At 59.9% G+C, this 26,005-nt stretch carries 29 protein-coding genes; 25 read left to right on the top strand and 4 right to left on the bottom strand.

Annotated elements, in window-relative coordinates; all coding sequences use genetic code 11:
- Positions 1–4: 4 nt before the first annotated feature.
- Complete coding sequence (locus ACYRGX_RS11685; RefSeq protein ID WP_473052645.1) at positions 5–631, top strand: L-threonylcarbamoyladenylate synthase; 627 nt, start codon at positions 5–7, stop codon at positions 629–631.
- A 52-nt stretch (positions 632–683) separates the two neighbouring features.
- Here ACYRGX_RS11685 and ACYRGX_RS11690 read toward each other — a convergent pair whose 3' ends face one another.
- The 4 genes from ACYRGX_RS11690 to flgA form a co-directional block, all read right to left on the bottom strand.
- Complete coding sequence (locus ACYRGX_RS11690; protein ID WP_473052646.1) at positions 684–1,427, bottom strand: flagellar brake protein; 744 nt, start codon at positions 1,425–1,427, stop codon at positions 684–686.
- Positions 1,428–1,499: 72 nt separating this feature from the next.
- A complete protein-coding gene (locus ACYRGX_RS11695; protein ID WP_473052647.1) occupies positions 1,500–1,973 on the bottom strand; it encodes a flagella synthesis protein FlgN in 474 nt (157 codons plus the stop codon).
- A gap of 60 nt (positions 1,974–2,033) precedes the next feature.
- Positions 2,034–2,351, bottom strand: a complete 318-nt coding sequence (gene flgM / locus ACYRGX_RS11700) for a flagellar biosynthesis anti-sigma factor FlgM (protein ID WP_473052648.1) — start codon at positions 2,349–2,351, stop codon at positions 2,034–2,036.
- A 126-nt stretch (positions 2,352–2,477) separates the two neighbouring features.
- On the bottom strand, positions 2,478–3,236 hold the full coding sequence (gene flgA / locus ACYRGX_RS11705) for a flagellar basal body P-ring formation chaperone FlgA (RefSeq protein WP_473052649.1): 759 nt from the start codon (positions 3,234–3,236) through the stop codon (positions 2,478–2,480).
- Positions 3,237–3,299: 63 nt separating this feature from the next.
- Between flgA and ACYRGX_RS11710 the strand changes: the two genes are divergently transcribed.
- The 24 genes from ACYRGX_RS11710 (at position 3,300) to cysC (ending at position 25,979) form a co-directional block, all read left to right on the top strand.
- Positions 3,300–4,232: a chemotaxis protein CheV gene (locus ACYRGX_RS11710; protein WP_473052650.1), complete on the top strand. Its 933-nt coding sequence runs from the start codon at positions 3,300–3,302 to the stop codon at positions 4,230–4,232.
- 34 nt (positions 4,233–4,266) lie between these two features.
- Complete coding sequence (gene cheR / locus ACYRGX_RS11715; protein WP_473052651.1) at positions 4,267–5,094, top strand: protein-glutamate O-methyltransferase CheR; 828 nt, start codon at positions 4,267–4,269, stop codon at positions 5,092–5,094.
- Positions 5,095–5,291: 197 nt separating this feature from the next.
- Positions 5,292–5,699 carry a flagellar basal body rod protein FlgB gene (gene flgB, locus ACYRGX_RS11720; protein ID WP_473052652.1) on the top strand — a complete coding sequence of 136 codons (408 nt, stop codon included), beginning with the start codon at positions 5,292–5,294 and terminating at the stop codon, positions 5,697–5,699.
- A 5-nt stretch (positions 5,700–5,704) separates the two neighbouring features.
- Positions 5,705–6,148, top strand: a complete 444-nt coding sequence (gene flgC / locus ACYRGX_RS11725) for a flagellar basal body rod protein FlgC (protein WP_473052653.1) — start codon at positions 5,705–5,707, stop codon at positions 6,146–6,148.
- Positions 6,149–6,170: 22 nt separating this feature from the next.
- A complete protein-coding gene (gene flgD, locus ACYRGX_RS11730) occupies positions 6,171–6,851 on the top strand; it encodes a flagellar hook assembly protein FlgD (protein WP_473052654.1) in 681 nt (226 codons plus the stop codon).
- A gap of 43 nt (positions 6,852–6,894) precedes the next feature.
- Entirely contained in the window at positions 6,895–8,241 is a 1,347-nt protein-coding gene (gene flgE, locus ACYRGX_RS11735; protein WP_473052655.1) for a flagellar hook protein FlgE, read from the top strand.
- 260 nt (positions 8,242–8,501) lie between these two features.
- Positions 8,502–9,239: a flagellar basal-body rod protein FlgF gene (gene flgF / locus ACYRGX_RS11740; RefSeq protein ID WP_473052656.1), complete on the top strand. Its 738-nt coding sequence runs from the start codon at positions 8,502–8,504 to the stop codon at positions 9,237–9,239.
- Between the two features lie 45 nt (positions 9,240–9,284).
- The gene (gene flgG, locus ACYRGX_RS11745; RefSeq protein WP_473052657.1) at positions 9,285–10,070 is read left to right on the top strand and encodes a flagellar basal-body rod protein FlgG; all 786 of its coding nucleotides are present in this window, start codon (positions 9,285–9,287) and stop codon (positions 10,068–10,070) included.
- Between the two features lie 32 nt (positions 10,071–10,102).
- Positions 10,103–10,798 carry a flagellar basal body L-ring protein FlgH gene (gene flgH / locus ACYRGX_RS11750; RefSeq protein WP_473052658.1) on the top strand — a complete coding sequence of 232 codons (696 nt, stop codon included), beginning with the start codon at positions 10,103–10,105 and terminating at the stop codon, positions 10,796–10,798.
- Positions 10,799–10,815: 17 nt separating this feature from the next.
- On the top strand, positions 10,816–12,006 hold the full coding sequence (locus tag ACYRGX_RS11755; protein WP_473052659.1) for a flagellar basal body P-ring protein FlgI: 1,191 nt from the start codon (positions 10,816–10,818) through the stop codon (positions 12,004–12,006).
- Positions 12,007–12,017: 11 nt separating this feature from the next.
- A complete protein-coding gene (flgJ, locus tag ACYRGX_RS11760; RefSeq protein ID WP_473052660.1) occupies positions 12,018–13,184 on the top strand; it encodes a flagellar assembly peptidoglycan hydrolase FlgJ in 1,167 nt (388 codons plus the stop codon).
- 9 nt (positions 13,185–13,193) lie between these two features.
- Positions 13,194–15,233: a flagellar hook-associated protein FlgK gene (flgK, locus tag ACYRGX_RS11765; RefSeq protein WP_473052661.1), complete on the top strand. Its 2,040-nt coding sequence runs from the start codon at positions 13,194–13,196 to the stop codon at positions 15,231–15,233.
- Between the two features lie 155 nt (positions 15,234–15,388).
- Complete coding sequence (gene flgL / locus ACYRGX_RS11770) at positions 15,389–16,633, top strand: flagellar hook-associated protein FlgL (protein ID WP_473052662.1); 1,245 nt, start codon at positions 15,389–15,391, stop codon at positions 16,631–16,633.
- 149 nt (positions 16,634–16,782) lie between these two features.
- Positions 16,783–17,898: a DegT/DnrJ/EryC1/StrS family aminotransferase gene (locus tag ACYRGX_RS11775; protein WP_473052663.1), complete on the top strand. Its 1,116-nt coding sequence runs from the start codon at positions 16,783–16,785 to the stop codon at positions 17,896–17,898.
- Positions 17,899–17,961: 63 nt separating this feature from the next.
- The gene (locus ACYRGX_RS11780) at positions 17,962–18,186 is read left to right on the top strand and encodes an acyl carrier protein (protein ID WP_473052664.1); all 225 of its coding nucleotides are present in this window, start codon (positions 17,962–17,964) and stop codon (positions 18,184–18,186) included.
- Between the two features lie 2 nt (positions 18,187–18,188).
- A complete protein-coding gene (locus ACYRGX_RS11785) occupies positions 18,189–19,229 on the top strand; it encodes a ketoacyl-ACP synthase III (RefSeq protein ID WP_473052665.1) in 1,041 nt (346 codons plus the stop codon).
- Entirely contained in the window at positions 19,229–19,993 is a 765-nt protein-coding gene (locus tag ACYRGX_RS11790) for an SDR family NAD(P)-dependent oxidoreductase (RefSeq protein WP_473052666.1), read from the top strand. Before ACYRGX_RS11785 ends, ACYRGX_RS11790 begins: the two co-directional genes overlap by 1 nt.
- On the top strand, positions 19,990–20,781 hold the full coding sequence (locus ACYRGX_RS11795; RefSeq protein WP_473052667.1) for an SDR family NAD(P)-dependent oxidoreductase: 792 nt from the start codon (positions 19,990–19,992) through the stop codon (positions 20,779–20,781). The genes ACYRGX_RS11790 and ACYRGX_RS11795 overlap by 4 nt, the downstream gene beginning before the upstream one ends.
- A complete protein-coding gene (locus ACYRGX_RS11800; RefSeq protein ID WP_473052668.1) occupies positions 20,778–21,440 on the top strand; it encodes a NeuD/PglB/VioB family sugar acetyltransferase in 663 nt (220 codons plus the stop codon). Before ACYRGX_RS11795 ends, ACYRGX_RS11800 begins: the two co-directional genes overlap by 4 nt.
- Positions 21,441–21,470: 30 nt before the next feature.
- Positions 21,471–22,613: an aromatic ring-hydroxylating oxygenase subunit alpha gene (locus tag ACYRGX_RS11805; RefSeq protein ID WP_473052669.1), complete on the top strand. Its 1,143-nt coding sequence runs from the start codon at positions 21,471–21,473 to the stop codon at positions 22,611–22,613.
- Positions 22,610–23,230, top strand: coding sequence for an LbetaH domain-containing protein (locus ACYRGX_RS11810; RefSeq protein WP_473052670.1), 621 nt, complete (start codon positions 22,610–22,612; stop codon positions 23,228–23,230). The genes ACYRGX_RS11805 and ACYRGX_RS11810 overlap by 4 nt, the downstream gene beginning before the upstream one ends.
- A gap of 20 nt (positions 23,231–23,250) precedes the next feature.
- Positions 23,251–24,399 carry an FkbM family methyltransferase gene (locus tag ACYRGX_RS11815; RefSeq protein WP_473056680.1) on the top strand — a complete coding sequence of 383 codons (1,149 nt, stop codon included), beginning with the start codon at positions 23,251–23,253 and terminating at the stop codon, positions 24,397–24,399.
- Between the two features lie 275 nt (positions 24,400–24,674).
- Positions 24,675–25,424, top strand: a complete 750-nt coding sequence (locus ACYRGX_RS11820; protein ID WP_473052671.1) for a hypothetical protein — start codon at positions 24,675–24,677, stop codon at positions 25,422–25,424.
- Between the two features lie 27 nt (positions 25,425–25,451).
- Entirely contained in the window at positions 25,452–25,979 is a 528-nt protein-coding gene (cysC, locus tag ACYRGX_RS11825; protein ID WP_473052672.1) for an adenylyl-sulfate kinase, read from the top strand.
- The last annotated feature ends 26 nt before the right edge of the window (positions 25,980–26,005 follow it).

Raw genomic sequence — 26,005 nt, forward strand, 5'->3', positions numbered from 1 at the left:
TCAAATGAGTCAGTTCTTTCAGGTTCATCCGCAGAATCCGCAGCCACGGCTGATTCGCCAGGCGGTGGAGATCATCCTCAGTGGTGGGGTGGTGGTGTATCCGACCGACTCCTCCTATGCCATCGGGTGTCGTATCGGCGAGAAAGGTGCGGTCGAGCGGATTCGCCGTCTGCGCCAATTGGATGACAAGCACAACTTCACCCTGGCATGCCGCGACCTTTCGCAGTTGGGGCTTTTCGCCAAGGTCGACACGGGTGCGTTTCGTCTGCTCAAAACGCATACGCCGGGACCTTATACCTTCATCCTTCCGGCGACGCGGGAAGTGCCGCGGATGCTGCTGCACCCCAAGCGCCGAACGATCGGATTGCGCGTGCCGGGGCATCCGATTGCCCAGGCGCTGCTGGAGCAGTTAGGGGAGCCGATGATGAGCGCCAGCCTGATTTTGCCGGGCGAAAGCTTGCCGCTGGCCGATCCTGGGGAAATTCGCAGTCGGCTGGAGAAACAGGTGGACCTGATCATCGACGGCGGACAGGGTGGGGTGGACGCTTCGACCGTCATCGCGTTGATGGATGACAAGGCCGAGGTTCTGCGGGTGGGCTGCGGAGATCCGCAGCCCTTCCAGGACATCTAGGCGGGCAGACTTTGCCTGCCCTGCGGGACTGTGAGGCGAACGGCGACAGGCGCTAGAGTTCGCCTTTCTCGAACCGGCGCGCTTCACGCTGAAGCTGATAAACGAAACGATCCACCGTGCGCTGCTCGGCGCCACTCAGCTGCTGGAAGCGTACGCCCACCAGGGTGTGGTCGAGGCTTTCCTGATAATGCAGGTGACGGATCTCGATGCTGACCCGGAGTCGCGGTGCGTCCGGCAGATCGATGTTCAATTGGTCATAGAGCGTGCTCGTGCGCAGCCTGCTGGCGAAGTTGCCCTTAAAGCGCAGGCGGCAACCGCTTGCCGAAAGATCGACCATCTGCCCGGGGAGGGCCTCGGCAAGCTGATCTCCCTCCAGCAGAACATCGACCTGCATACCCTTGACGGCGGCGCGGAAGGCATTGCGCCGCTGGTGATAGGTGATTTCCGTCGGAAGTGGCAGCCAATAACAGCGAGAGCCCTGAAGCTCATCCAGTGTCACGGGGGCTTGGCAGCGCCAAGTGATGCGCACACCGTCGATGGCGGTATCGACCAGAAACGGCATGCCGACACTCAGCAAGCGCTCACCGTGCTGGGGGAGAAGTTCATCGATCGCCAAGCGGCCCCGTTCTCTGTCGATTTCTACGACGAAGCTGCCGAAGCGTTGGCCGTTCTCACCGAAAATGAGCATCAGTGGGTAGCGGCCGTCTTGTAATTGCTTGAGATGGCCGAGTATTTCCAGTGGTGCAGTGAGGCGGCTAGCCTCCTGCGCCTTGTCGTCCGAAGGGGTCCGGTACACGAGTGAAGCGCTCTCCAGGCTAGGGCTAGGCAAGGATACGGGCAAACCGTTCGTGGCGAAACGGCAATCAGCCTAGGCCTGGCTCAAAGGGCGTTGGTAGCCGCCGCGCACCGAAGAACCGTGGGCGTTGTAGAGACCGGGCGTCTCGCCATCCCCACCGCGCAGGATTTGTAGCATCTTGCCGGTGCTCGCTTGATTTGAGTGGATCAGGCGACCGTTGCGACGGTTCAAGGCTTGGCAGTGTTCCAGTTTCTCGGCCAGGGCGCTGCCAGACTGCAGTAATTGCGTGCCAATGGCGCTGCGCTCGGCGAATCGCGTGAGACCCTCCTGGTCGGCCGTCAGGCCCGCCTGGATGAGTACGCGACTGCGCTCGGTACCGTGCTGGGCGAGGATTGCCAGAATGGGCTGCTTGCTTTGAAGGATATGTTCGAGGTCGGAGAGCGCACGGGTGCGTAGAGCCTCGTGCTCTGTCTCGAGTAGCTCCGCCAGTTGCTCAGCGCTGGAGAGGTCTTCGTTGAACAGTTGCAGCAGTCGTTCGTCGGACATGTCGGGCTCGGAGAAATCAGGGCGTCCAAAAATCCCTAAGCGCCGTCCCTGTGACCGACGTTAGGATTCCAGGTCAAGCAGTTTGCTGGCCACGCGCTGAGCGTCGACCTGATAGCTGCCATCGCTGATGCTCTGCTTGAGTCGAGCAACCTTGCTGCTGTCGACCTGGGGAAGGTCGCTCAGTTTGTTGCTGACGTTTTTCAGCTGCTGCGCTTCGTTGCTCAGATGCACAGCTTCACCGCTGGTCGTCGAGTTGGCCTGGGTGGCCGTCTGCTGGCTTTCGCTCGCCGTGCTGCGCGACTCGCTCTGGGTCGTGCGTGTGCGGGTGGAGCTCTCCGCGGACGTGCTGCCGTTGGGGCGATTGAATTCGATGACCATGATGAAACCTCGAACGGATGTCTGGACGCTTGTCCTGCTTTTCGACCGCTATGCGTAAATCTTTAGGGTCGACGTGGAAAAAAATCCTCGGCATCAAACCTGCGTACAAAAATACCCCGTCCGGGCCTACATCTCTACCTCTACCTCTCCGGGCCCGGTGACGCGGGCCTTGATGACGCGTTGAGAAGACTGATTGCGCACGCGGATCTGTTCGCCGGGAACTCCGCCCGAGAGGGCTTCCCCAGGCATCCTGACGTTGATGGTTCCACTGCGCGCGACTATGACTACCTGATCGCCACGGGCGACGACCTCGGCAATTTCGAGGTGGGCGGGCGTCAACAATTGGTCGGCAATGACCGGGCGTCGCAGTTTCTTGCCGATTGCCTGGGAGAATTCGGTGAGAAAACCCTGGCGCAGGCCGCTTACGTCCTGCTCGCTCATCGCCAGGTCGTCTGCGCTCAGGACGCTGTCGCGTTTGAGAGGGCGATTGACCTTGACGATTTCACGGTAGAGGGCCACTTCGGCAGGCACGAAAACCCGCCAGGGCGCCGCTCCGGCACAACTCACCCGAACGTTTACCCGGCCAATGGGCTGCGCCGGGCTCTCCAGTCGCGCGTCCAGGCTACGCTCACAATCAGGGAGGCGTAGTCGGGGGTCCAGGGTGTTGACGCGAATCTCATAGCGCCCTTCGATGCCGCTACGCTGGATATAATCTTCCACAGCCCACTCAAGGTAACCTTGGGTAGTGCCGATAAGCTGTTCGGGCGCCGTTTGGCCGGCGGCAGCGATGCCGCAGTAGCCTACCCCGAGTAAAGTCGGTAAAACTCGTAGCGGTAGTTGGCCAAATGCCATAACGCGTCGAATAATCGTCGTCATGCTTTTCATAACCAGAACACAAGCAAGCGCCGTGCCTACTCGGATGGCGATGCAGACAGCGAGGGAACCGGTATGGCCGGCGTGTTGGATTCGGTAAATCAGCGTACCCAGTTGGTGGGGCAGAACCGCCTAGAGCTGTTGTTGTTCCGCCTGGATGGCAATCAGATGTACGGCATCAACGTCTTCAAGGTGAAGGAGGTGCTGCAGTGCCCCCGCCTGACCGTGATGCCCAAGTCGAGCCGGGTCGTGCGGGGCGTGGCGAACATCCGCGGCGGCACCATTCCGATTCTTGATCTTTCCCAGGCCATAGGTCGTCGGCCGTTGCAGGAACTCAAGGACAGCTTCGTCATCATCACCGAGTACAACAGCAAGGTTCAGGGTTTCCTGGTGCGCTCGGTCGAACGCATCGTCAACATGCATTGGGAGGGCATCCATCCGCCACCCAAGGGCGCCGGCCGTGAGCATTATCTGACAGCGGTCACCCGGGTCGACAACCAGTTGGTGGAGATCATCGACGTCGAGAAGATTCTCGCCGAGGTGGCTCCGATGCGGACTGAAGTGTCCGAGGGCATCATCAAGGAAGACACCCTGCAGCTCGCTGCTACCAAGCGCGTTCTGATCGTTGACGACTCGTCGGTGGCGCGCAAGCAGGTCCAGCGCTGCCTGGAGTCGGTTGGCGTAGAGGTGGTAACGCTCAACGACGGTCGACAGGCGCTGAATTACCTCAAGGCCATGGCAGAGCGGGGCGAGAAGCCAAGCGCCGAGCTGTTGATGATGATCTCCGATATCGAAATGCCGGAAATGGACGGATATACCCTGACGGCTGAGGTTCGCAACGACCCTCGGATGTCGGACCTGTGCATTCTCCTGCATACTTCGTTATCCGGCGTGTTCAACCAGGCGATGGTGAAGAAGGTCGGTGCAGACGACTTCCTCGCCAAATTCCGACCTGACGAACTCGCCGCCAAGGTCATCGAACGCATCGGTCCCGCTTCCGGGGCCTGATGCGCAAGCTCTCCATAGAGGCAGCGTAACGTCAGTGTCTTCCACCAATTTGGATTTCGAACAGTTCAGGGTCTTTCTGGAAAAGGCCTGCGGCATCTTGCTGGGGACGAACAAGGAGTATCTGGTCTCCAGTCGCCTCAACAAGCTGATGCGCGAGAACAACATCGCTAGCCTCGGTGAGCTGGTGCAGCGTATCCAGAGCCAGCCGCGCGCCGGCCTTCGGGAAAAGGTCATCGACGCGATGACCACCAACGAGACGTTGTGGTTTCGCGATACCTACCCGTTCGAGGTCCTCAAGACCAAGGTGTTGCCAGAAATGGCCAAGGCCTCGGGTGGGCAGCGTTTGCGCATCTGGTCGGCGGCGTGCTCTTCGGGGCAGGAGCCGTACTCGTTGTCGATGAGCGTGGACGAGTTCGAGCGCACGAACCTGGGTCAGCTGCGTGGCGGCGTGCAGATCGTTGCGACGGATCTCTCCGGTGCGATGCTCAATGCGTGCCGCAGTGGTGAGTACGACAGTTTGGCGTTGGGGCGGGGCCTTTCCAAGGATCGACTTCAGCGTTTCTTCGAGCCGCGCGAGGGTGGCCGCTGGGCGGTAAAGGCGGCGATTCGTTCTCGCGTCGAATTCCGTGCGCTCAACCTTCTGGAAAGCTACGCCACGCTGGGCAAGTTCGATGTGGTGTTCTGCCGCAACGTGCTCATCTATTTCTCTGCCGACGTCAAGAAAGACATCCTGCGGCGCATCCACGCCACTCTGAAACCTGGGGGCTACCTGTTCCTGGGCGCTTCGGAGGCGCTCAACGGCTTGCCCGACCTTTACCAAATGGTTCAGTGCAGTCCGGGAATCATCTACCAGGTCAAATAGGCCTGCTCGCGCTTGCCGCTCTGTGACGGTTTCCCGTCACGGGGCGGCAAGGTGGCCGCCGGCAAGGCGGTAAAAACTTGCCGCTCCGTCCATGAATTGGCGGGCGAACTTCCAAGTCGTTGAAATTAAAGAATTTTATATTCTGGCATGGCGTTTGCTAATTCGTTAGCGAGTAAAATCGCGGCGAGGCATCAGCCATGACCATCAGTTTCGACAAAGCCTTAGGCATTCATCAGCAGGCGCTGTCATTTCGAGCGCAGCGCGCGGAGTTGCTGGCGAACAATCTGGCGAATGCCGATACGCCCAACTACAAGGCGCGTGACCTGGACTTCAACAGCATTCTGCAGGCCCAGCAGCAGCGTCTACAGAATGGGGCGCTGTCTGTCGCGACCACCAGCAGCAACCATCTCGCGGGCCAGGGCGATAGTTTTGGGGAGCCGGGGTTGCTCTACAGCACGCCCGAGCAACCTTCGATCGACCAGAACACCGTCGACGAGAACGTTGAGCAGGCCAAGTACGCGCAGAACGCGCTGGACTACCAAGCCAGCTTCACGTTCCTCAACAGCAAGCTCAAGGGCTTGATGAACGCCATTCGCGGGGATTGATCGCCATGTCCTTATCCAACATTTTCGGTATAGCCGGCAGTGGAATGAGTGCGCAGAGCGTGCGTCTCAACACCGTGGCCTCGAACATCGCCAACGCCGAGTCGGTGTCCTCCAGTATCGACCAGACCTACAGGGCGCGACATCCGGTGTTCGCCACCGTATTGCAGCAAGCTCAGGGGGGCGCTGGTAACTCACTGTTCGGCGGTGAGGATGAGGCCGGTCGTGGCGTGCGCGTGGCTGGCGTGATTGAGGACCAGAGTGAATTGATGGCGCGCTACGAGCCCAGCAATCCGGCGGCCAACGCCGACGGCTACGTCTACTACCCGAACGTCAACGTCGTCGAGGAAATGGCCGACATGATATCCGCCAGCCGCGCTTTCCAGAGCAACGCCGAGCTGATGAACACCGCCAAGACGATGATGCAGAAAGCCCTGACTCTGGGGCAGTAGCCCAATAGCTGAGTACTAGACCATGAGTATCGAAGTAAATGCGGCTGGCTCTGTTCTCGATCAGTACCAGATAAAGTCTGATAGCAGTACCTCGAAGAACGACGAGCTGGGGAAGGACGCGTTCCTTCAATTGCTGGTGACCCAGTTGAATAACCAAAGTCCGCTGGAGCCCCAGGGCAATGGCGAGTTCATTGCCCAGTTGGCGCAGTTCAGTCAGGTCGAGGGCGTTCAGGAACTCAACGACAGCATGAGTTCCCTGTTGTCCGGGTTCCAGTCTTCACAGGCGTTGCAGGCGTCTTCCCTGGTGGGGCGTAAGGTCATCGTGCCTGCGGAAACTGCGCTGGTGGATACCAGTAAGCCTTTCGATGCCAGTCTCGTACTTCCTGAAAGCAGCGGGAACGTCTATGTCACCGTCTATGACGGGGCAGGGGCGGTCGTATCGCGTGTCAATCTTGGCCAGCAAAAGGCTGGGAACATCAGCTTCTCTTGGGATGGCAAGGGTGCGGACGGGGAAACGCTACCCCCGGGCACCTATAAGTTCGAGGCTCAGGCAACCTACGGGGATGAGACCAAAGGCTTGTATACGCTGCTGCCGGCTAACGTGGACAGCGTGACCCTTGCGCAGGATGGCGGCCAGATGATGCTCAATCTGGCTGGTGTGGGCAGTGTCCCTCTCTCCCAAGTTCAAATCATCGGCCAATAGCGCCTCGGTAATGATCGCCGGCGCTCCGGCGAAGGAGTAATTCATGTCTTTCAACATCGGACTGAGTGGCCTTCGAGCTGCAAGCCAAGACCTTAATATTACCGGGAACAATATTGCCAACGCGGGCACTGCCGGTTTCAAACAGTCGCGCGCGGAGTTTGCGGACGTTTATGCGGCGTCGATGATGGGTGGGTCGGGCTCGAATCCTCGGGGGAGCGGCGTTCTTCTGGCGAATACCTCGCAGCTCTTCAATCAGGGTAACGTCAACTACACGCAAAACGCCTTGGATTTGGCGATCAATGGCAATGGCTTCTTCGTTACGAGCAACAACGGAGATATTTCCTATACGCGGGCGGGGTATTTTGGCACCGACCGTGATGGCTACATTGTAAATAACCTGGGTTATAACTTGCAGGGCTATACGGTGGATGCCGAGGGGACCTTGCAAAATGGCGTCGTCGGCAACCTGCGCGTTGAGTCTACCAATCAGGAACCTCGTGCCACGACGAGCATGCAGCAAGGCTTCAACCTGAACTCCACCAACAAGGCTCCCACGGTTTCTCCGTTCAATCCGGGGGATCCGAACAGTTATAACTCTTCCACGTCGACCAATATCTACGACAGCCAGGGTAATGCCCACGTACTGACGCAGTATTTTGTGAAGACGGGTGATAACGCCTGGGACATGCAGGTATTGATCGATGGGCGTAACCCCGGGGACCCCGCAGGGGATCCCGCCGCCACTCCGCCTACGACCGGTACCGAGCCTTATACCGTAGGGCTGCGTTTCCGCGCGGACGGCTCGCTCGACCTCGCCAACATGACTGCCGGCGGGCCGCTGAATTTTGATCCCACCACGGGGCTGATGTCTCTGGATGATTGGGTTCCGGCTGCGTCGGACGGTGGAAACCCTCCGGTTTGGGCAGGTAACGGTGCCGAGGCAAGCACCAGTGGTATTTCCATCGACATACGCTCGTCCAGTCAGTATTCCAGCGTGTTCGCGGTCAACCAGGTTAGCCAGGATGGCTACACGACGGGGCAATTGTCCGGGCTTTCCATCGATGACACGGGGCTTGTCTTTGCTCGGTACACGAACGGCCAGTCCAAGGTCCAGGGACAGGTCGTATTGGCCAACTTCGCGAACGTCCAGGGCTTGACTCCCATTGGTGGCACGAGCTGGGTTCAATCGTTCGATTCGGGCGAGCCCGTGATCGGCACGCCGCGAGCGGGGACGCTCGGGTCTCTGCAGTCTGCTGCGCTGGAGGACTCCAACGTGGAGCTGTCCGATCAGTTGGTCAACCTGATCGTTGCCCAGCGTAACTACCAGGCTAACGCCAAGACGATCGAGACCGAGAGCACCATCAACCAGACCATTATCAACCTGCGTTGATGTCCCGCGTCCCCGGCCGCTGCTGCCGGGGGTCGCGTCAAGGCCCGGCCTGCGGAGGATTCCTTTCGTGTGTCGGGCCTTCGCGTTTCTGAGAGCCTGCCGGAAGCGGCGAGCATTTGCCGCGACATTTTTTCGGCGTGCTTGATCTCGTATTTATTCTTTTGATTTCAGTAGGTTATTTGATTTTTCGACGTGGCACGCGGATTGCTTGGGAAGAGGGGCGAATCGTTTCGCCCATATTCCGCCAAGGGAGAAGCCCCGTGGACAAGATGCTCTACGTTGCCATGACCGGCGCCAGCCAGATCAGCATGGCCCAGCGCGCCCACGCCAACAATCTGGCGAACGTCTCCACCACCGGTTTTCGCCGGGATCTGGAGCAGGCCCGCGCGATGCCGGTATTCGGCGACGTGCAGCCCAGCCGTGTATTCGCCATGAGCGAGCGGCCGGCGACGGACTTCACCACCGGCTCCATGCAGGAGACCGGCCGCGAGCTGGACGTCGCCATCCAGGGGGACGGCTGGATCGCCGTGCAGACGCCCGACGGGGGCGAGGCCTACACCCGTGCCGGCAACCTGAATATCGACGCACTGGGGATGCTGCGCACGGCGGATGGCCTGCCGGTGCTGGGTAACGCCGGCCCGATTGCCGTGCCGCCGCAGCAGAAGGTGGAGATTGGCGAGGACGGCACCATCAGCATCCGCGCCCTTGGCGAGGCGCCGAACGTGCAGGCCGAGGTGGACCGCATCCGCCTGGTCAATCCGCCGCCGGCTGAGCTGCAAAAGGGTGTCGACGGGCTCATGCACGTCAGCGGCCAGCCGCCGGCGGCCGATGGCAACGTGCGCGTCGCCTCGGGCTTCCTCGAGTCGAGCAACGTCAATGCGGTGGAGGAAATGACCTCGATCCTCGCGCTTTCCCGGCAGTTCGAGCTGCAGGTGAAGTTGATGAGGACCGCCGAAGACGGTTCCGCGGCGATGGCCCGGGTATTGCAAATCAGCTAAGTGAATACAGTTTTCGCCGGAAAACCGGCGGACTAGGAGGAGAGCATGCTTCCGGCACTTTGGGTCGCCAAGACCGGCCTGGCCGCACAGGACATGAACCTGTCGACCATTTCCAACAACCTGGCGAACGTGGCCACCACCGGCTTCAAGCGCGATCGGGCAGAGTTCCAGGATCTGCTGTACCAGATTCGTCGCCAGCCCGGCGCGCAGTCGACCCAGGACAATCAGTTGCCCTCGGGCCTGCAGCTGGGTACCGGTGTGCGCATCGTTGGCACCCAGAAGGTCTTCACCACCGGTAGCCTGCAGACCACCGAGCAGCCGCTGGACATGGCCATCAACGGCCGTGGCTTCTTCCAGGTGATGATGCCCGACGGGACCATCTCCTACACCCGTGACGGTACCTTCCACCTGAACTCCGATGGTCAGGTGGTGACCGCCAACGGCTTCCCGCTGGAGCCTGCCGTGGTGCTGCCGCAGGAGGTCCAGACCTTCACCGTCGGTGAAGACGGCACCGTCTCCGTGACGGTGCCGGGCAACGCTGCGCCGCAGATCATCGGCAACCTGCAGACCGCCGACTTCATCAACCCGGGCGGCCTGCAGGCCGTCGGCAACAACCTGTTCATGGAAACCGCTTCCAGTGGCGCGCCGCAGATCGGCACGCCCGGGCTGAACGGACTCGGCACCGTGCTGCAGAACACCCTGGAGAACTCCAACGTCAGCGTGGTGGAGGAGATGGTGAATATGATCACCACCCAGCGCGCGTACGAGATGAACTCCAAGGTGATCTCCACCGCGGACCAGATGCTTGGCTTCATTTCCCAGAACCTCTGATCCGCTGACCGTCATCCCCGAGAGGTCTTGCCATGCGCCGCCTTGCCCAACTCCTGCCCCTGGCCGCCGCCATCGCCCTTGCCGGCTGCATGGCGCCTGCCGCGCGGCCCAACGATCCGTACTACGCGCCGGTGCTGCCGCGCACGCCGATGCCCGCCAACGCCACCAATGGCGCGATCTACCAGGCGGGCTTCGAGAGCGACTTCTACAGCGACCGCAAGGCCTTCCGCGTGGGCGACATCATCACCATCACCCTCAACGAGCGCACCCAGGCCAGCAAGAACGCCAGCTCCGACATCAGCAAGGACAGCTCGGCGAACATCGGCCTGAACTCGCTGTTCGGTGGTGCCGTCACGGCCACCAACCCGCTGACGCGCAACACCATGAGCCTGGGCGCCGATTTCAGCGGCACGCGCAGCAACACCGGCGCGGCGACCGCGGGGCAGAGCAACAGCCTTTCCGGTTCCATTACCGTCACCGTCGCCGAAGTGCTGCCCAACGGGCTGCTGGCCGTGCGCGGCGAAAAATGGCTGACGCTCAACACCGGTGAGGAGCTGGTGCGTATCGCCGGATTGGTTCGGGCCGACGACATCGGCACCGACAATATCGTGTCCTCGACCCGCGTGGCCGACGCACGCATCACCTATTCGGGCACCGGCGCCTTTGCCGATGCCAGTCAGCCGGGCTGGCTGAGCCGTTTCTTCGTCAGCCCGCTGTGGCCGTTCTAATGACGAGGGTCGCCGACATGCGTTCCGCCGCTTCCGTTTCCTATAGCTGCCGCCGCCAGTTCGCCGCCGACTGGCGCCAGGGGCGCGCGCGCCGCGGCGTTTCCGACTGGCTGCTGCTGGCGACCCTGCTGCTGCTCGCGGTGCTCAGCCCGAGCCTGCACGCCGAACGGCTCAAGGACATTGCCAGCATCCAGGGCGTACGGACCAACCAGTTGATCGGTTACGGCCTGGTGGTGGGCCTCAACGGCAGTGGCGACCAGACCACGCAGACGCCGTTCACCCTGCAGACCTTCAACAACATGCTGGCGCAGTTCGGCATCAAGGTGCCGGACAACGTCGGCAACGTGCAGTTGAAGAACGTCGCCGCAGTTTCCGTGCATGCGGACATTCCGCCGTTCGCCAAGCCCGGTCAGCCGATCGACGTCACCGTCTCCTCCATCGGCAACGCCAAGAGCCTGCGGGGTGGCAGCCTGCTTATGACCGCGCTCAAGGGGATCGACGGCAACGTCTACGCCATCGCCCAGGGCAATCTGGTGGTCGGCGGTTTCGACGCCAGCGGTGCGGACGGCTCGCGAATCACCGTCAACGTTCCGTCGGCCGGGCGCATCCCGGCCGGTGCCACCGTCGAGCGGCCGGTACCCAGTGGCTTCGATCAGGGCAACAGCCTGACCCTGAACCTCAATCGCCCGGACTTCACGACCGCGAAGAACGTCGTCGACAAGATCAATGACCTGCTCGGTCCGGGCGTTGCCCAGGCCGTGGATGGTGGCTCGATCCGCGTCTCCGCGCCGCTCGATTCGACCCAGCGGGTGGACTACATGTCGATCCTGGAGAACCTCGAGGTCGAACCGGGCCAGGCGGTGGCCAAGGTCATCATCAACTCGCGCACCGGGACCATCGTCATCGGCCAGAACGTGCGCGTGCAGCCGGCGGCCGTTACCCATGGCAGCCTCACCGTGAGCATCAGTGAGGACCCGCAGGTCAGCCAGCCCAATGCGCTGTCGGGTGGGCAGACCGTGGTGGTGCCCAACTCGCGGGTGAATGCCAAGCAGGAAGCCAAGCCGATGTTCAAGTTCGGCCCTGGCACCACCCTCGAAGACATCGTTCGTGCGGTCAATCAGGTGGGCGCCGCTCCCGGCGACCTGATGGCCATTCTCGAAGCCCTCAAGCAGGCCGGCGCCTTGCAAGCCGACCTCATCGTGATCTGACGGGTGATGCCATGACCATGCAACTGGGCAGTGCGAGCCGCAGCATCGACAGCGGTGCCTACACCGACCTCAATCGCCTGAGCCAACTCAAGGGCAAGGATCGCGACAGCGATGCCAACGTCCGCAAGGTGGCCCAGGAGTTCGAGTCGCTGTTCCTCAACCAGTTGCTCAAATCCATGCGCTCGGCCAACGAGGTGCTCTCCGAAGGCAACGACCTGACCGATAGTGAGACTACCCGTCAATATCAGGACATGCACGACCAGCAGTTGGCGGTGAACCTGTCCCGTGAAGGCGGTATCGGCCTGGCCGACATGCTGGTCAAGCAGATGAGCAAGGACAAGACCTCATCCAGCCGGCCGAACCCCTTCGCCCACGCCGAGCAGAGCCCCACGGTGAAAAGCAGCGTGGCGAGTCATGCGCTGCCGCCGGTCGCTGACGGCCGTGACGACCGTGCTCTGCTCAATACTCGGCGGCTCTCCCTGCCGGGTCTGCTGGCGCGTCAACAAGCTGGCATCGCCCCGAGTGGCGATGTCTCGCCGGCGGGGACGCTGACGACTGACGGCGCTCGGAAGCCGCTGGTCGATCTGGGCTACCGCGCCTCCCAACGCGTGCAGCGCGAAGCGCCGGTGGATTCGACCGCGCTGAGCTACAACGGCGTGGCCCAGGCTGCCTCGAAGCAGCGTTTCGAGTCGCCCGAAGAATTTGCCAACGCGATGATGCCGATGGCCGAGCAGGCTGCGAAGCGGCTCGGCGTCGAACCGCGCTATTTGGTCGCCCAAGCGGCGCTGGAAACCGGCTGGGGTAAGTCGATCATCAAGCACGGCGACGGCCGTAGCAGCCACAACCTCTTCGGTATCAAGGCGCACGGCTGGAGCGGCGACAGCATGCACGTCAACACCCGCGAATACGTGGGGGGAACCGCTGTGACCGAGAAGGCCGCGTTTCGCAGCTATGGCTCGTTCCGCGACAGCTTCAACGACTACGTGAACTTCTTGCAGAGCAACGGCCGCTATAGCAGCGCGCTGGGGGCGGCCAGCTCGGAACAGTTCGTCAAGGAACTGCAGAAAGCCGGCTACGCCACCGACCCGAACTACGCCAGCAAGATCAGCCAGATCGCCCGAAAAATGCAGACGTATCAGACTATTGCCGCCACTGGCGCGCCCTCCAACCAGGGATGAGCATGAATCATGGCTGACCTACTCAAAATTGGTCTATCCGGGTTGGCGGCGAACAAGACGTCGCTCTCCGTGACCGGCCATAACATCACCAACGTCAATACGCCGGGCTTCAGTCGCCAGGATACGGTCCAGTCGACGCAGACGCCGCAGCTCAGTGGCGCCGGGTACATCGGTTCGGGCACCACGCTGGTCGATATTCGCCGTAGTTACAGCGAGTTCCTGACCACGCAGCTGCGCAGCACGACGTCGCTGAACAGTGACGTTGCGGCTTACAAGAGCCAGATCGATCAGTTGGACTCGCTGTTGGCGGGCACGACCACGGGCATCACGCCGTCGATGCAGAAGTTCTTTTCGGCACTGCAGACCGCCGCAGAGGACCCTGCCAACCTGCCGGCGCGGCAGTTGGTGCTTTCCGAGGCGGAGGGCCTGAGCAGACGCTTCAATACCATCTACGACCGTCTGGACGAGCAGAACGCGTTCGCGAATAAGCAGATGAGCGCGGTCAGCGATCAGATCAATCGCCTGTCTACCTCCATTGCCAGCCTGAACAATTCGATCGCCATCGCTCAGGCCAACGGCAGCCAGCCCAATGACTTGCTCGATGCCCGGGACGAGTCGATAAGACAGCTGTCGACGTTCATCGGTGTCAACGTGGTTGCGCAGAGCGATGGTTCGCAGAATGTGTTCATCGGCTCCGGTCAGCCGCTGGTGGTCGGCGGCACGGCAGCGAAACTGGAGGTGGTACCTGGCACCAATGATCCCAATCGGGTCGAGGTGCAGTTCGTCGTCGGCGATTCACGGCAAACCATCTCCAGCCAGGTGACCGGAGGGGAGTTGGGCGGCCTCTTGCGTTATCGCGAGGAGGTGCTGGATACCACCTTCAACTCCATCGGTCGCCTTGCGCTGTCCATCAGTGACCAGATCAACAGCCAATTGGGGCAGGGTCTGGACCTCAAGGGACAGGTCGGGGCTGAGCTCTTCGGTGATTTGAACGAAGCCGCCGCGGCCCGTCTGCGGGTGTTGCCGTCCTCGACCAACAGCAGCAACGCTTCACCACTGTTGAACATCACTGACAGCTCACTGCTGACCACCAGTGACTATCGACTGGAATTCGACGGCACCAACTACACGGCGCGGCGCCTGAGCGATAACCAGCTGATGACGGTCAGCGAGAATCCGGCGGGCACCTTGAGCTTCGCCGATAGTGCCGGTCGGGATCAGGGGATTCAGCTCGTTGTCGGTACGCCTGCGCCAGCAGCCGGCGATTCCTTTGTTCTGCAGCCCACGCGCAAGGGAGCGGCGTCGATTTCGACCGTACTGGATCAGGCTGAGCAGTTGGCGTTCGCCTCTCCGGTTCGCGCCGAGGCGAATCTGCAGAACCGCGGTAATGGCACGATCAGCCAGCCGATATTGCAGGCCACCGGCAGCAATATCGATCCTGCTGCATTGCAAGCGGCCTTCGCGCCCCTGACGCTGACCTACGACGCGGCCTCGGGGGGCTTCTCGGGACTGCCGGCGGGGGCGACGCTCACGCGTGTAGACAGCAAGGGGCAACCCCTCACGCCAGCGCCTACGCCGCTGTACACACCGGGCCTGCAGAACGATTTTCAACTGACCCTGGCCGATGGCACCAGCGTGAGCATGAGCATGAGCGGGCGTCCGGAGGATGGTGACCGCTTCGACATCGGCTTCAACCAGAACGGTGTATCGGATAACCGCAACGCGCTGGCGCTGGTTGGTCTGCAAACCAAGCAGGTGATCGGCGTCGATCCTACGGTGAGCGGTATCACCACGGGCGCCAGCTTTACCGACAGCTACGGGGATCTGGTCGAGCGCGTTGGCACGCTGACCGCCCAGGCCCGTCAGGATAGCGATGCGACGACGTCCATTCTGGCGCAGGCACAGGACAATCGGGACTCATTGTCTGCGGTGAACCTGGATGAAGAGGCGGCCAATTTGATCAAGTTTGAGCAGTACTACAACGCGTCGGCGCAGATCATTCAAGTTGCCCGCAGCGTGTTCGATACCCTGCTTGGGGCGTTCAGGTAGCGGACTGTTAGTCGGGCGTGAGCAACAGCGACGCGGGTGGGATCGAGCAAGCGTCTTCCGACGCAGGTGAGCCACCCAGGCAGCGGTAGTCCAGGTAACTATTTACGGGTTGTCGCCCGAAGGTTTTCGGTGCGGTCAGACGAGCGAGGCAGCATATGCGCATTTCCACTCCCCAGGCGTTCAATAGCGGCGTGCAAGGCCTGCAGCGTAATTACGCCGACGCCATCCGCACCCAGGAACAGATCAGTACCGGCAATCGCATCCTCACGCCGGCGGACGATCCGGTGGCCTCTGTGCGCTTGCTGCAGTTGGAGCAGCAGCAGAACGTGCTGACCCAGTACAGCAGCAACATGACCGCTGCGCAGAACAGCCTGAATCAGGAAGAAGTGACGCTGAATTCGGTCAATACCGTGCTGCTTCGGGTGCAGGAACTGGCAGTGCAGGCAGGCAACGGAGCCCTCAGTGCGGATGATCGAAAGTCCATCGCTGCCGAATTGGGCGAGCGTGAAGACGAACTGCTGGGCTTGATGAATACCAAGAACGCCCGAGGCGAGTACCTGTTCTCCGGCTTTCAGGGTAAGTCCGAGCCTTTTCAGCAAAACGCCGACGGCAGTTATAGCTATCAGGGCGATGAAGGGCAGCGCAAACTGGAGATCGCCAGCGCGCTGAACATTCCGATCAGCGATAACGGTAAGAAGGTCTTCCAGAGCGTCACCAATGCCGGACGGCTGGACGCGGCCACGACCTTGCAGGCGGGTTCCACCCTGCGTTCATCCACACCGTTGGTACAGGATGAGGTCGCCTTTTCCGGTAACCCCGCGTTTCCGGATGCCGGCATCGACATCGTCTTCGGCAACCCGGATGCCAGCAGCTACGAGGTCTTTGCGGCGGGAACCACCACCCCGGCGCTCGCTACCGGGACCATGGACGAGCAAGCCGAAACGGCCGACAAGCTGGTTTTCCGGGGGGTGGTGATCAACCTGGACGGAACGCCGGTCAGCGGCGACAGCATCACGGTCACCTCCAATCCGGACAAGCAGAAGCAAGGCGTGCTCGACTCCATCGCCAACCTGCGCAAGGCCCTGGAGTCCGAGCCCGCGACCCCGGAAGGCAACCTGCGGGTACGTGATGCCGTGGCAGAGGCGATAACCAACATGTCCAATGCCAGTATTGTGATCGACAGCACGCGTGGCGAGATCGGTGCGCGCCTGAACACCATCGAAAGCACCCTGACCGACAATGAAGACACGGCGCTGGTCAACAAGTCGGTACAGGCCGACCTGCGTGAACTGGACTACCCGGAAGCCCTTTCCCGCCTGTCATTCCAGAGCCTGGTGCTCCAGGCCGCGCAGCAGAGCTATGTGAAAATCAGCAGCTTGAATCTGTTCAGCCAGCTTTGAAGGGGGCGTAGGCTTTTGCAGGGGTGTGGTTTTGCGCGTGTTGCATAGCGCATCCACAATGGACAAAGTAGGTTCGCTCGCGCCTGTCTGGTGTATCCCCATTGCTCGACGACGTTGCGACGTCCGTTGTGCTCTCAAGAGAATTACGTATGGATCGACCAATACAGGTCACAAGCCCGCTTCTGCCCCCTCTGGAAGAATTCCTGCCCTACCTTGAAAAGATCTGGGAGAGCCGTTTTCTGACTAACGGCGGGGCAATGCATCAAGCGCTCGAAACGGCATTGTGTGAGTATCTGGGCGTCGAATACATCTCGTTGTTTGCGAATGGGACCTTGGCTCTGCTTACGGCATTGCAGAGTTTGCGCGTGACCGGTGAGGTGATTACCACTCCGTATTCGTTCGTCGCCACCAGCCACGCATTGACCTGGAATGGCATGCGTCCCGTGTTCGTCGATATCGACCCGGTGACGCTCAATCTCGACCCGAACAAGATCGAAGCAGCCATCACCCCGCAGACGACGGCGATTCTGCCGGTTCATTGCTACGGCAGTCCGTGTGACGTGGAGCGGATCCAGGAGATCGCTGATCGTTACAATCTGCGCGTCATCTACGACGCGGCGCACGCCTTCGCGGTGCGTGATGCGGGCGGCTCGATCTTGCGTCATGGTGATCTGAGCGTGTTGAGTTTCCACGCCACCAAGGTCTTCAACACCTTCGAGGGCGGCGCGATCATCTGTCACGATGAGGCGACAAAGCAGCGAATCGACCAACTCAAGAACTTCGGTTTTCTCGACGAAGTGACCGTCGTTCTGCCGGGAATCAACGGCAAACTCAACGAAGTGAGTGCGGCGTTCGGCCTGCTGCAACTCAAGCACGTCGATCAGGCCCTGGCCGAGCGCGGGGCGGTCGATCGAAAATACCGCGAATTGCTGTGCGAAGTGGCGGGTATTACCTGTCTTGATTCGGGGGGGCAGCGTTTTGCCAACCATGCCTATTTCCCCATCCTCGTCGAAGATGTTTTTCCGCTTTCGCGCGACGAATTGTATGAATACCTGAGAAGCCACGATGTCATGGTCAGGCGCTATTTTTACCCGCTTATCAGTGACTTCCCGATGTATAGTGGCCTGCCGTCATCAGCGCCGGCGAACCTGCCGGTGGCGCGCTCGGTTGCTGAACGAGTGATCTGCTTACCCATTTACCCCACGTTGACGCGTGGCGACGTAGAGCGTGTCGTGGCGTTGATCCGCACGGTGATCCGTCGCTAGTCGCGCAGCGCTCATTTCAGCCTAACTCCAGTTTCATCACATCCAGTATCAGGAAGCAGTCTTATGAGCCAGGCTCAATTCATCGAGAACTTTCTTTCCGCCACCGATTTTCAGAATCCCGTCGAAGTGACGATGGATACCGTGCTGGCCGATCTGCCCGAGTGGGACTCGCTCGCGGCGCTGGGTGTCATCGTGATGTTCGACATGGAGTACGGCAGGACCATCACGGGCGAGGATCTCGAGGCCATCGTGACCCTGGGTGAACTTTACGCGCTGACCGGACAGTAATCATGCCAACCTCGACGCTGCATAACGTTCGTTTCGCCGGCATGGCCACCTGCGTGCCGAAGCGGGTGGTCTCCAACCTGACCGACTGCCGTCCGCAGATTCGTTCGGAGCGCGAGCGACTGGTGCGCAATATCGGCATCGAGACCCGCCGCATGGCGCCGGAATGGCAATGCTTTTCCGACCTGGCGTTCGACGCGACGCAAGCACTGCTGGAGCGTTTGCAGTGGGCGAGGGAAGAGGTCGATGCGCTGATCGTGGTAACCCAGTCGCCCGACTATCTGATCCCGGCAACCGCGATCATTCTGCAGGATCGCCTGGGGCTGTCCCATGCGACGGTGGCTTTCGATGTGAACCTTGGCTGCTCGGCCTACCCCTTCGGCATCAACCTGCTGGGCTCGATGATCGCGGCCGGGGGCGTCAAGAAGGGTTTGCTGCTGGTCGGCGACCGTAGCGCCAACCTGAATGACCCGATCTTCTCCGATGCAGGCACCGCGACGGCTCTGGAGTTCTGCGAGGGTGCGCCGCCGATGTATTTCGACCTGAACAGCGATGGTAGCGGCTACCGCGCGATCATCCTGCCGGTGGGCGGGCAGCGTGAGCCGGTGGGAGTTCAGCATCTGCTGCCCTATCGGGAAGATGAGAACGATCACTGGCACCACGCCACGGACCTGCAACTGGACGGTCCGGCAGTGCTCAGCTTTTCGACCCAGCGCGTGCCGCCCGCCGTGGAGAAGCTGCTCGGCTACGCACAGGTGAGCAAGGACGAGGTGGACTACTTCGTCTTCCACCAGGCCAACCGGATGATCAACGAAACCATCCGCAAGAAACTCGGCTTGCCCGCGGAGAAGGTCCCGTCGACCTTGCGCGACTTCGGCAATACCAGTGGCGCTTCCCTGCCGGTGACCATGACCGCGCGCATCAACAAGGAACTCGAGTCCGGGCCCAAGCGCGTACTTCTATCCGGCTTCGGCATCGGGCTCTCCTGGGGTACCTGCCTGGTGGATATCGACGGCGCGGTGTTCCCCGATCTGGTCGAGTCGTGATGACTGTCAGTACGTCGGGAACCGCCGCCTTCGGGCTCGAGGGGAAGACCATTCTGGTCACCGGTGCCTCTTCTGGTATTGGCGCGGCTACGGCGGGACTTTGCGCGCGCCTTGGGGCTCGTCTGATCATCAACGGTCGTAATGAAGAGCGCTTGAGCGCCACCCTTTCCAGTCTGAGCGGAAGTGGGCACATGGCGGTGGTCGGCGATCTCACGGAGCCGGAGACACGACAGCGCCTGCTTGAAGCCGCAGAGGGCTATGACGGTCTTGCTTCCTGCGCAGGTATTGCGGCGCTGGTTCCATTTCGTATGGCTGCGGAGAAGCACCTTCAGCAGATGCTGGCGGTCAACTATCTAGCCCCCATAACGCTGACGCAGCAGCTACTGTTCAAGCGCCGGCTGCGCGAGGGTGCATCCTTGGTCTATGTGTCTGCATTGTCCGCCCGGGCTTGCCCGCAGGCTGCTGCCGGTTATGCCGCCTCGAAGGCAGCCTTGGAGGCGGCTGTGCGGACACTGGGCCTTGAGCAGGCGAAGCAGAGAATCCGCGCAAACTGTATCGCTCCAGGCTATGTGGATACCCCGATGCTGAGCGGACTGGGTAGCAGTGCCGACATGGCTGACAAGATTGGCCTGACCCCTCTGGGGCGGATTGATCCGCAGGACGTCGCACAAGGTGCTGTCTATTTGCTATCTCAGGCTAGCCGCTGGATCACCCGTACCACTCTGACCATCGATGGCGGCATTTCCCTGCCGATACGCTTATGAGTACTGAAGCTCCGACCGTTTCCGACAGCCCGACTGGCGATTCCGTACAGGCGCTGTTGAATTCCCTTTATGGGTTGGCAGGCAAGACCGTGCTGGTCACCGGTGCCTCCAAGGGTATTGGTCAGGCCGTGGCTCGGGCGTGTGCCGATGCTGGCGCGACTCTGCTGATCTGCGGGCGCGATGCGGACCGACTGGATGAAACACTGGCTTCGCTGCAGGGTAGTGGCCATCGCATCTTCGCGGGCGATCTCAGCGACGCCGAGACGCTTAAGCAACTCGCTGCCGAATGCGGGCACGTCGATGGCGTCGTTCACAGTGCAGGTATTCGGGGCCTGGCTCCCATGCGTATGGTGAGTGAGGCGTTTCTGCAGCAGGTCATGGCGATCAATTACCACGCGCCCATGATGTTGACCCGTCATTTGCTGGCGAGGCAATCCATCCGACAGGGTGGCTCGATCGTTTTCCTGTCCTCCATCGCCGCGCTGACGGGCACTGTGGGTGTCGGACCCTACGCGGGTTCCAAGGCTGCCCTTATCGGTAGCATGCGACCGCTGGCGCTGGAGCTGGCAAAACGCGGTATCCGTGCCAATGCGCTGTGTCCCGGTCTGGTGGAGACCACCCTGATTACCGAAGACATCCGCTGGTTCGAGGAAAGCTGCAAGCGCTACCCCTTGGGTATCGGCCAGCCGGAAGACGTTGCCAATGCCTGCCTGTATCTCCTTTCCGATGCCAGCGCCAAAGTGACCGGGCAAGCGTTCAGCATGGACGGTGGAGTCGAGTTTGCATGAGTGATGAGCTGGTAAATACGCCCCCCCATCACCTGGTTGTGGTAGGGGCGGGTGGCTTCGGGAAGGATATCGCCTCGCTCGCTTACCATGATGATCCGGCCTGCGGGAAGGACTGGGACATCAAGGGCTTTCTTGATGACAGGGATCATCTTAAGGGCAGCACTTATTGGCCTATCGTGGGTGCGCCACTGGATTACCAGCCGGTCACGGGAGACATCTTTGTCTGCGCGATCGGTGACCCGGCCGCGCGCCGTCATTACACGAAAGCACTGATCGAAAAGGGGGCGGATTTCATCGTGTTTCATCCGCCACCCTTTCGAGAAGCGACGCCACTGAATATCGGTCGAGGTGGTGTTTTCGACTCGCGCGTCTCCATCGGTTCGGATACCCAGTTGGGGGAGTTCGTTACCGTACTGTCCACCACGATCATTGCTCACGATGTCGTCATTGGCGACTACGTACAGATTGGTAGCTTTGTGTTCATCGGTGGGGGTGTCGTCATCGGCAACGATGTCGTGGTGCATCCGCATTCCACACTGACGCCGGGTGTCCATATTGGTGATGGCGCCGTCATCGGGGCGGGGAGCGTGGTGTTCAAGGACGTGCCCGCTGGCGCGAGCGTGGTGGGTAATCCGGCGCGAATCATCTTTCAGAAGTAATTCATCAGTACACGGACCTGAGAGCGCCCCATGTCACGTCATGCGCTGGATGCAAAGCATTACATCAGTTCGGAAACGCTCGATCTCGAGCGAAAGAACCTTTTTGGCCGACTCTGGATCTTTGTCGGCTTCTCGTCGATGGTCAGGGAAAAGCATCAGTTTTTCACCCGTAAGGTTGCCGGGCGTCCGTTGCTGGTTCAACGTACCGAAGCTGGTATACGGGCGTTTCTCAATCAATGCCCGCACCGCCTTTCCTCGCTCAAGACAGAGCCCTGTGGCAAGGGCCCGTTGATCTGTCCCTATCACGCCTGGTCGTTCGGGGCCGAGGGTGAGTTGCGTGGGCTGCCTAATGCGGGGCTCTATAACTTTACTGCCGCCGAGCGAGAGGGGATTTCCCTGCACAAGTTGCACCTGGAGGAGGTGGGGCAACTGCTTTTTGTGAACTTCTCCAAAGAGCCGTTGGCGCTCGAAGAGCAGTTTTCTTCTGAGTTTCTGGCTAAGTTGCGCGAAGTGTCGGATTTTTTTGATACGCAGATTATCTATAGTTGTCATCGCGCTCGATATAACTGGAAGCTCAATATGGAGAATGTGAAGGATTACAATCACGTTCCGTTCGTGCATCCAAAAACGTTCATGCCGTTGATGAACTCATCGCCAAAAGCGGAGCCATCTAACGATGATGCTGGGGCGGAGAAGTCCTCGCTTATAGCGCTGCTGGAAACGAAAGATATACCGTCGCTTTCACTGCTGAGTTATTCGACTGTTGCTCCGATCAAGCCCTACAAAACTTGGTTTACTGATAAGTGTCACGCGTATCGCAAGGGCGAGCATGCCTACTACAACTGGTTCATTTATCCAAATGTGAATTTTGGAAGCGTCAGTGGTGAGCAGTTTCATATACAGCAGTTTGATCCGGTATCGCCAGGCGAAACGGACTACCACTTATGGGTCATGACCGCCAAGCGCGCAGATGTCCGGACGGAACTTACTGCGTTGCTCAGTACGTTGATGCGGGGAGAACGCGCGGTAATCAAAGAGGATACCGTTGTTCTGGAGCGACTGCAGGAAGGGCTAATCGAGGACTCTGTGCCATTCATGCACGGCAATTATGAGGACATGTTGGTTCAGCAGCACCTTTGGTATCGCTGCAATGTGCTGGAGGGTGAGCAATGAAAGCGCTGGTGATTGCAGGGAGTGGTCAGGCGCTGGAACAGGCCTGTGCAACGGCAGTAAACGCCGGGCTTTCATTCGATCGTATCGAACTGCGCACCGCTGATCGGTTCAATTTCGACCTAGAGCCACTATGCGATCATTACCGTCCAGCAGATACGGCAGTTTTCGTTGCTCTGGATGGTCGGGGAGTCAACTTGGCCCGGCATAAGTTGGTGGCTGAAGTGCGCCTGAAAGGCTATTCGCCGCAGAACATCTTAGCGCCTGATGCGTCGCTCGATCCGGATGTTTGCCTAATGGGCAACGTGTATGTTGGGCCGGGCTGTCATCTGCTGTCGGGGAGTTCGCTGGGCACCGGCTGCTGGGTAGATCGCGCCGTAATCGTAGAAAGGGACAGTCGGCTCGGGGCATGTGTAACCCTTGGTGCCCGGGTTCTGGTAGGGCGCGCTTCCAAGATTGGGACAGGCACCTCGTTGGGGGCAGGAAGCTCTACTTCGGCAAACTCCCGAATCGGTCGTCATTGTGAATGGTTGTTACCTAGCGTGTTGCCGGAGGTTTTGCCCGACCGATCCTTCTTCGATTTGCTAATGCCCGAAGGGGCTCGAATCCTGACGCACTGAGGAGCTATCCTTTGGATATTATGCAGAGCGCTTTTCGCGCGGATGATTTTCTTGCAACTGTCGCCCGTGCCGGAAAGCTGTTGTTGCTCGCCCCCAGCTCTTATCTGGGAAGGGTTTGTGGTTCGGTAATATTAGATAGGCTCTCGCAGCGGCTTCCTCAGGTACAGGTAATCGCCGTTGACGATTATTTCATTTCACATCCTGAAAGCGCCCGAGAGGCTGGCTTCACGAAAGTAATTTCTACCGGAGAGATGCGTGGAGGGGGGCTCGAGCGAGAAGTACCGCTCGTGAACTGCGCCTACTCCCTGCCTACATGGTTGGTCTTGCAGCAATTGGGCGAAGCGAGCTGTGATCATTTTTTTGATCTCCCGGAGTTGCTCTATGTGCTCGATATACCGCTGATTTACCAGACGGGGAGAGAGACGCGCGACTTGACTGAGGCCCATCGGTCCGAGTTCAGCATATTGCGTCAACGGCTGGCTGACGAGCTCAGCCAGCACACGCTGGAGGCCATCATGCGTATGCGAGGCGACGGTAACCGCTTGGCCTTGCTGGATGTGCTTTGTCCCATCGAACAGGAATATTTCTCTGCCTTTGGCGGCTCTGGTCACCCGTTCCGCTTGAACGGAGACGAGCACTACGTCGATATCGGCGCCTACGATGGCGATACGGTCAGAAAGTTTCTCCTGGCGGCTCGATATCAATATGAAGCGATTCATGCATTCGAACCGGACCCGGAGAATTATGCTGCCATGTGTCGCTCGCTGGCTGGTGACGAGTTTGCGGGCGTGAAAATGCACAACCAGGCGGTGTCAGACACCCAGGGCTTCTTGAGCTTTGCGGCCAAGGGCACGATGGGGAGTCGCGCCGAGGTAGGCGGGGAAAGTCAGGTGGAATGCGTTCGCCTTGATGATGTTCTGGAAAAGATGACTTTTCTCAAGATGGACGTGGAGGGGCATGAGGCCAGCGTTTTACGAGGCGCTGCTGAGCTTATTCGTCGCTGCCGGCCGCGGATGGCGATTACCTGCTATCACCATGCGCTCGATGTACTCGATATCGTCGCAGTAATAGACGACATCCTCCCGGGAGCTCGTCTGCGGCTGCGGCATTATTCGATGTATTTCTACGACACTATTCTTTACGTGGACTGGCCGGATAAAGGGCATTGACTGTGATAGTGCCTTCTGGAGTTGGCCTGCTCTACTTGCAGGTTGGCGCGTATAAGTGGTGTTTCGGCAAGCAGGAGCGCTTTATTTTTATGCGCCAAGGGGGTTGAGTGACGCCTGAGTACATTTTTATCGCGGGAATGGAGAAATGTGGCACTACGGCCTTAGCGGGATGGCTGACCTCGAGTGGCGTCGCCAGGTATGCGCGTAAGGGCGTAAAGGAGCCCTATGATTATGCTCCTCCCAGAGTAGCAAACTGGCCGCCCTCGACTGATGGTATGCCATTGCTGGATGCATCGGTAGGTTATGCTCTCAACGAGCGCTCTATTGATGCGTTGCCTGAGTACTCCACTAAGATCGTTGTTTGTCTCCGTAATCCATTGGAGCGAGCGTGGAGTGCGTATCAGATGTACAGGATGGGAGCGCAGAATATCCCATCGTCTGCAGAAATGGGGCGTCAGTACAACCAGCTTGCTATAGGACACTCTGAGGGCGCTTTGCGAATGGATGAGGTGCTGGAAAATATTGCCCTTAAGCACTATCCGCGACGTTCTACTGCTTATGTCCGTAAGTATTTTAGGGCCGAAGGGGACCGCCTGAGAGCGGGGGATTTTGCAAGTCGTGTTCGCTATGAGCAGTCATTCCAGTTGACATATCGTAGCTATCCATTCTTGTCCGTTATGATCTCCAGTTTTTACTATTGGTCACTGAAAAAATTGCTAGAAAAGTATCAAGCCGAGGACGTACTGGTTATTTCCGTCGCTCGTTTGTCTTCACCTGAATCGCGTGAGCACTTCATGACGCAACTGATAGGCGAGCCCAAGGCGATGCCGGAGGTTCCCTTCGGATTTTCCACCAAAGGTTTCCCATTTGCCGAAGAGCGTCCCGATTTCCATGACAAACAATGGGCGGCTCTTCGTGACGCCTTTCGTATGGATCATGAATGCTATCGCAGCCTGCTGTCTTCGCGCGGGGTGGATGATTCGCTGCTGGATTGGGATGAACTCGGTCGATATCTCGATGTGTGACGGTCGTTCATCTCACGAGGGCTTCGCATGATGCGTATCCAGCCAAGGTGCTACTGGTTTACCGGACTGTCTGGGGCTGGCAAGAGCACGCTCTGCGCTGGTCTGCAGGCACGCCTCGAGGCAGATGGCTGCTCGGTCGTATGGCTTGACGGTGATGTCCTGCGAGCCGGGTTGTGTGCCGACCTGGGGTTTGGCGACGATGACCGCCGGGAAAACATTCGCCGGGTCAGTGAAGTGGCGAAGGTTTTGCTCGATGCAGGGATCGTCGTGCTGGTGAGTCTGATTTCTCCCTTCGAGTCCGATCGACAGCGTGTGCGTGAGCGCCTGGGGCGGGATCGATTCGTCGAGGTCTATGTCGATGCGCCGCTTGGCGAGTGTGAGCGTCGCGACGTCAAGGGTCTGTATGCCCGTGCGCGGCGAGGTGAAATTCCCTCGTTTACCGGTCTCTCCAGTCCTTACGAGGCCCCTCTGAGGCCCGATATTCACCTGCGAACCATGGGGGCCGAGGTCGATGAGCAAGTCGACCAACTGGTGGCCCACGCTTTCCGTCAATAGCTCCTCGCTGAGCGCCCGCTCAAGCG

The organism is Pseudomonas sp. R4-15 (genome assembly GCF_055768815.1).

Bases quoted from the DNA above. Each gene is read 5' to 3' on its own strand.
- ACYRGX_RS11815 (WP_473056680.1), top strand. From the start codon at position 23,251: ATGCAGAGCGCTTTTCGCGCGGATGATTTTCTTGCAACTGTCGCCCGT.
- flgH (WP_473052658.1), top strand. From the start codon at position 10,103: ATGCGCCGCCTTGCCCAACTCCTGCCCCTGGCCGCCGCCATCGCCCTT.
- ACYRGX_RS11710 (WP_473052650.1), top strand. From the start codon at position 3,300: ATGGCCGGCGTGTTGGATTCGGTAAATCAGCGTACCCAGTTGGTGGGG.
- flgE (WP_473052655.1), top strand. From the start codon at position 6,895: ATGTCTTTCAACATCGGACTGAGTGGCCTTCGAGCTGCAAGCCAAGAC.
- ACYRGX_RS11755 (WP_473052659.1), top strand. From the start codon at position 10,816: ATGCGTTCCGCCGCTTCCGTTTCCTATAGCTGCCGCCGCCAGTTCGCC.
- flgL (WP_473052662.1), top strand. From the start codon at position 15,389: ATGCGCATTTCCACTCCCCAGGCGTTCAATAGCGGCGTGCAAGGCCTG.
- ACYRGX_RS11790 (WP_473052666.1), top strand. From the start codon at position 19,229: ATGACTGTCAGTACGTCGGGAACCGCCGCCTTCGGGCTCGAGGGGAAG.
- ACYRGX_RS11810 (WP_473052670.1), top strand. From the start codon at position 22,610: ATGAAAGCGCTGGTGATTGCAGGGAGTGGTCAGGCGCTGGAACAGGCC.
- ACYRGX_RS11775 (WP_473052663.1), top strand. From the start codon at position 16,783: ATGGATCGACCAATACAGGTCACAAGCCCGCTTCTGCCCCCTCTGGAA.
- flgC (WP_473052653.1), top strand. From the start codon at position 5,705: ATGTCCTTATCCAACATTTTCGGTATAGCCGGCAGTGGAATGAGTGCG.
- ACYRGX_RS11695 (WP_473052647.1), bottom strand. From the start codon at position 1,973: ATGTCCGACGAACGACTGCTGCAACTGTTCAACGAAGACCTCTCCAGC.
- flgM (WP_473052648.1), bottom strand. From the start codon at position 2,351: ATGGTCATCGAATTCAATCGCCCCAACGGCAGCACGTCCGCGGAGAGC.
- flgB (WP_473052652.1), top strand. From the start codon at position 5,292: ATGACCATCAGTTTCGACAAAGCCTTAGGCATTCATCAGCAGGCGCTG.
- ACYRGX_RS11800 (WP_473052668.1), top strand. From the start codon at position 20,778: ATGAGTGATGAGCTGGTAAATACGCCCCCCCATCACCTGGTTGTGGTA.
- flgK (WP_473052661.1), top strand. From the start codon at position 13,194: ATGGCTGACCTACTCAAAATTGGTCTATCCGGGTTGGCGGCGAACAAG.
- flgD (WP_473052654.1), top strand. From the start codon at position 6,171: ATGAGTATCGAAGTAAATGCGGCTGGCTCTGTTCTCGATCAGTACCAG.
- ACYRGX_RS11780 (WP_473052664.1), top strand. From the start codon at position 17,962: ATGAGCCAGGCTCAATTCATCGAGAACTTTCTTTCCGCCACCGATTTT.
- flgA (WP_473052649.1), bottom strand. From the start codon at position 3,236: ATGAAAAGCATGACGACGATTATTCGACGCGTTATGGCATTTGGCCAA.
- ACYRGX_RS11685 (WP_473052645.1), top strand. From the start codon at position 5: ATGAGTCAGTTCTTTCAGGTTCATCCGCAGAATCCGCAGCCACGGCTG.
- flgG (WP_473052657.1), top strand. From the start codon at position 9,285: ATGCTTCCGGCACTTTGGGTCGCCAAGACCGGCCTGGCCGCACAGGAC.
- flgJ (WP_473052660.1), top strand. From the start codon at position 12,018: ATGACCATGCAACTGGGCAGTGCGAGCCGCAGCATCGACAGCGGTGCC.
- ACYRGX_RS11795 (WP_473052667.1), top strand. From the start codon at position 19,990: ATGAGTACTGAAGCTCCGACCGTTTCCGACAGCCCGACTGGCGATTCC.
- ACYRGX_RS11805 (WP_473052669.1), top strand. From the start codon at position 21,471: ATGTCACGTCATGCGCTGGATGCAAAGCATTACATCAGTTCGGAAACG.
- ACYRGX_RS11820 (WP_473052671.1), top strand. From the start codon at position 24,675: ATGCCATTGCTGGATGCATCGGTAGGTTATGCTCTCAACGAGCGCTCT.
- ACYRGX_RS11785 (WP_473052665.1), top strand. From the start codon at position 18,189: ATGCCAACCTCGACGCTGCATAACGTTCGTTTCGCCGGCATGGCCACC.
- cysC (WP_473052672.1), top strand. From the start codon at position 25,452: ATGATGCGTATCCAGCCAAGGTGCTACTGGTTTACCGGACTGTCTGGG.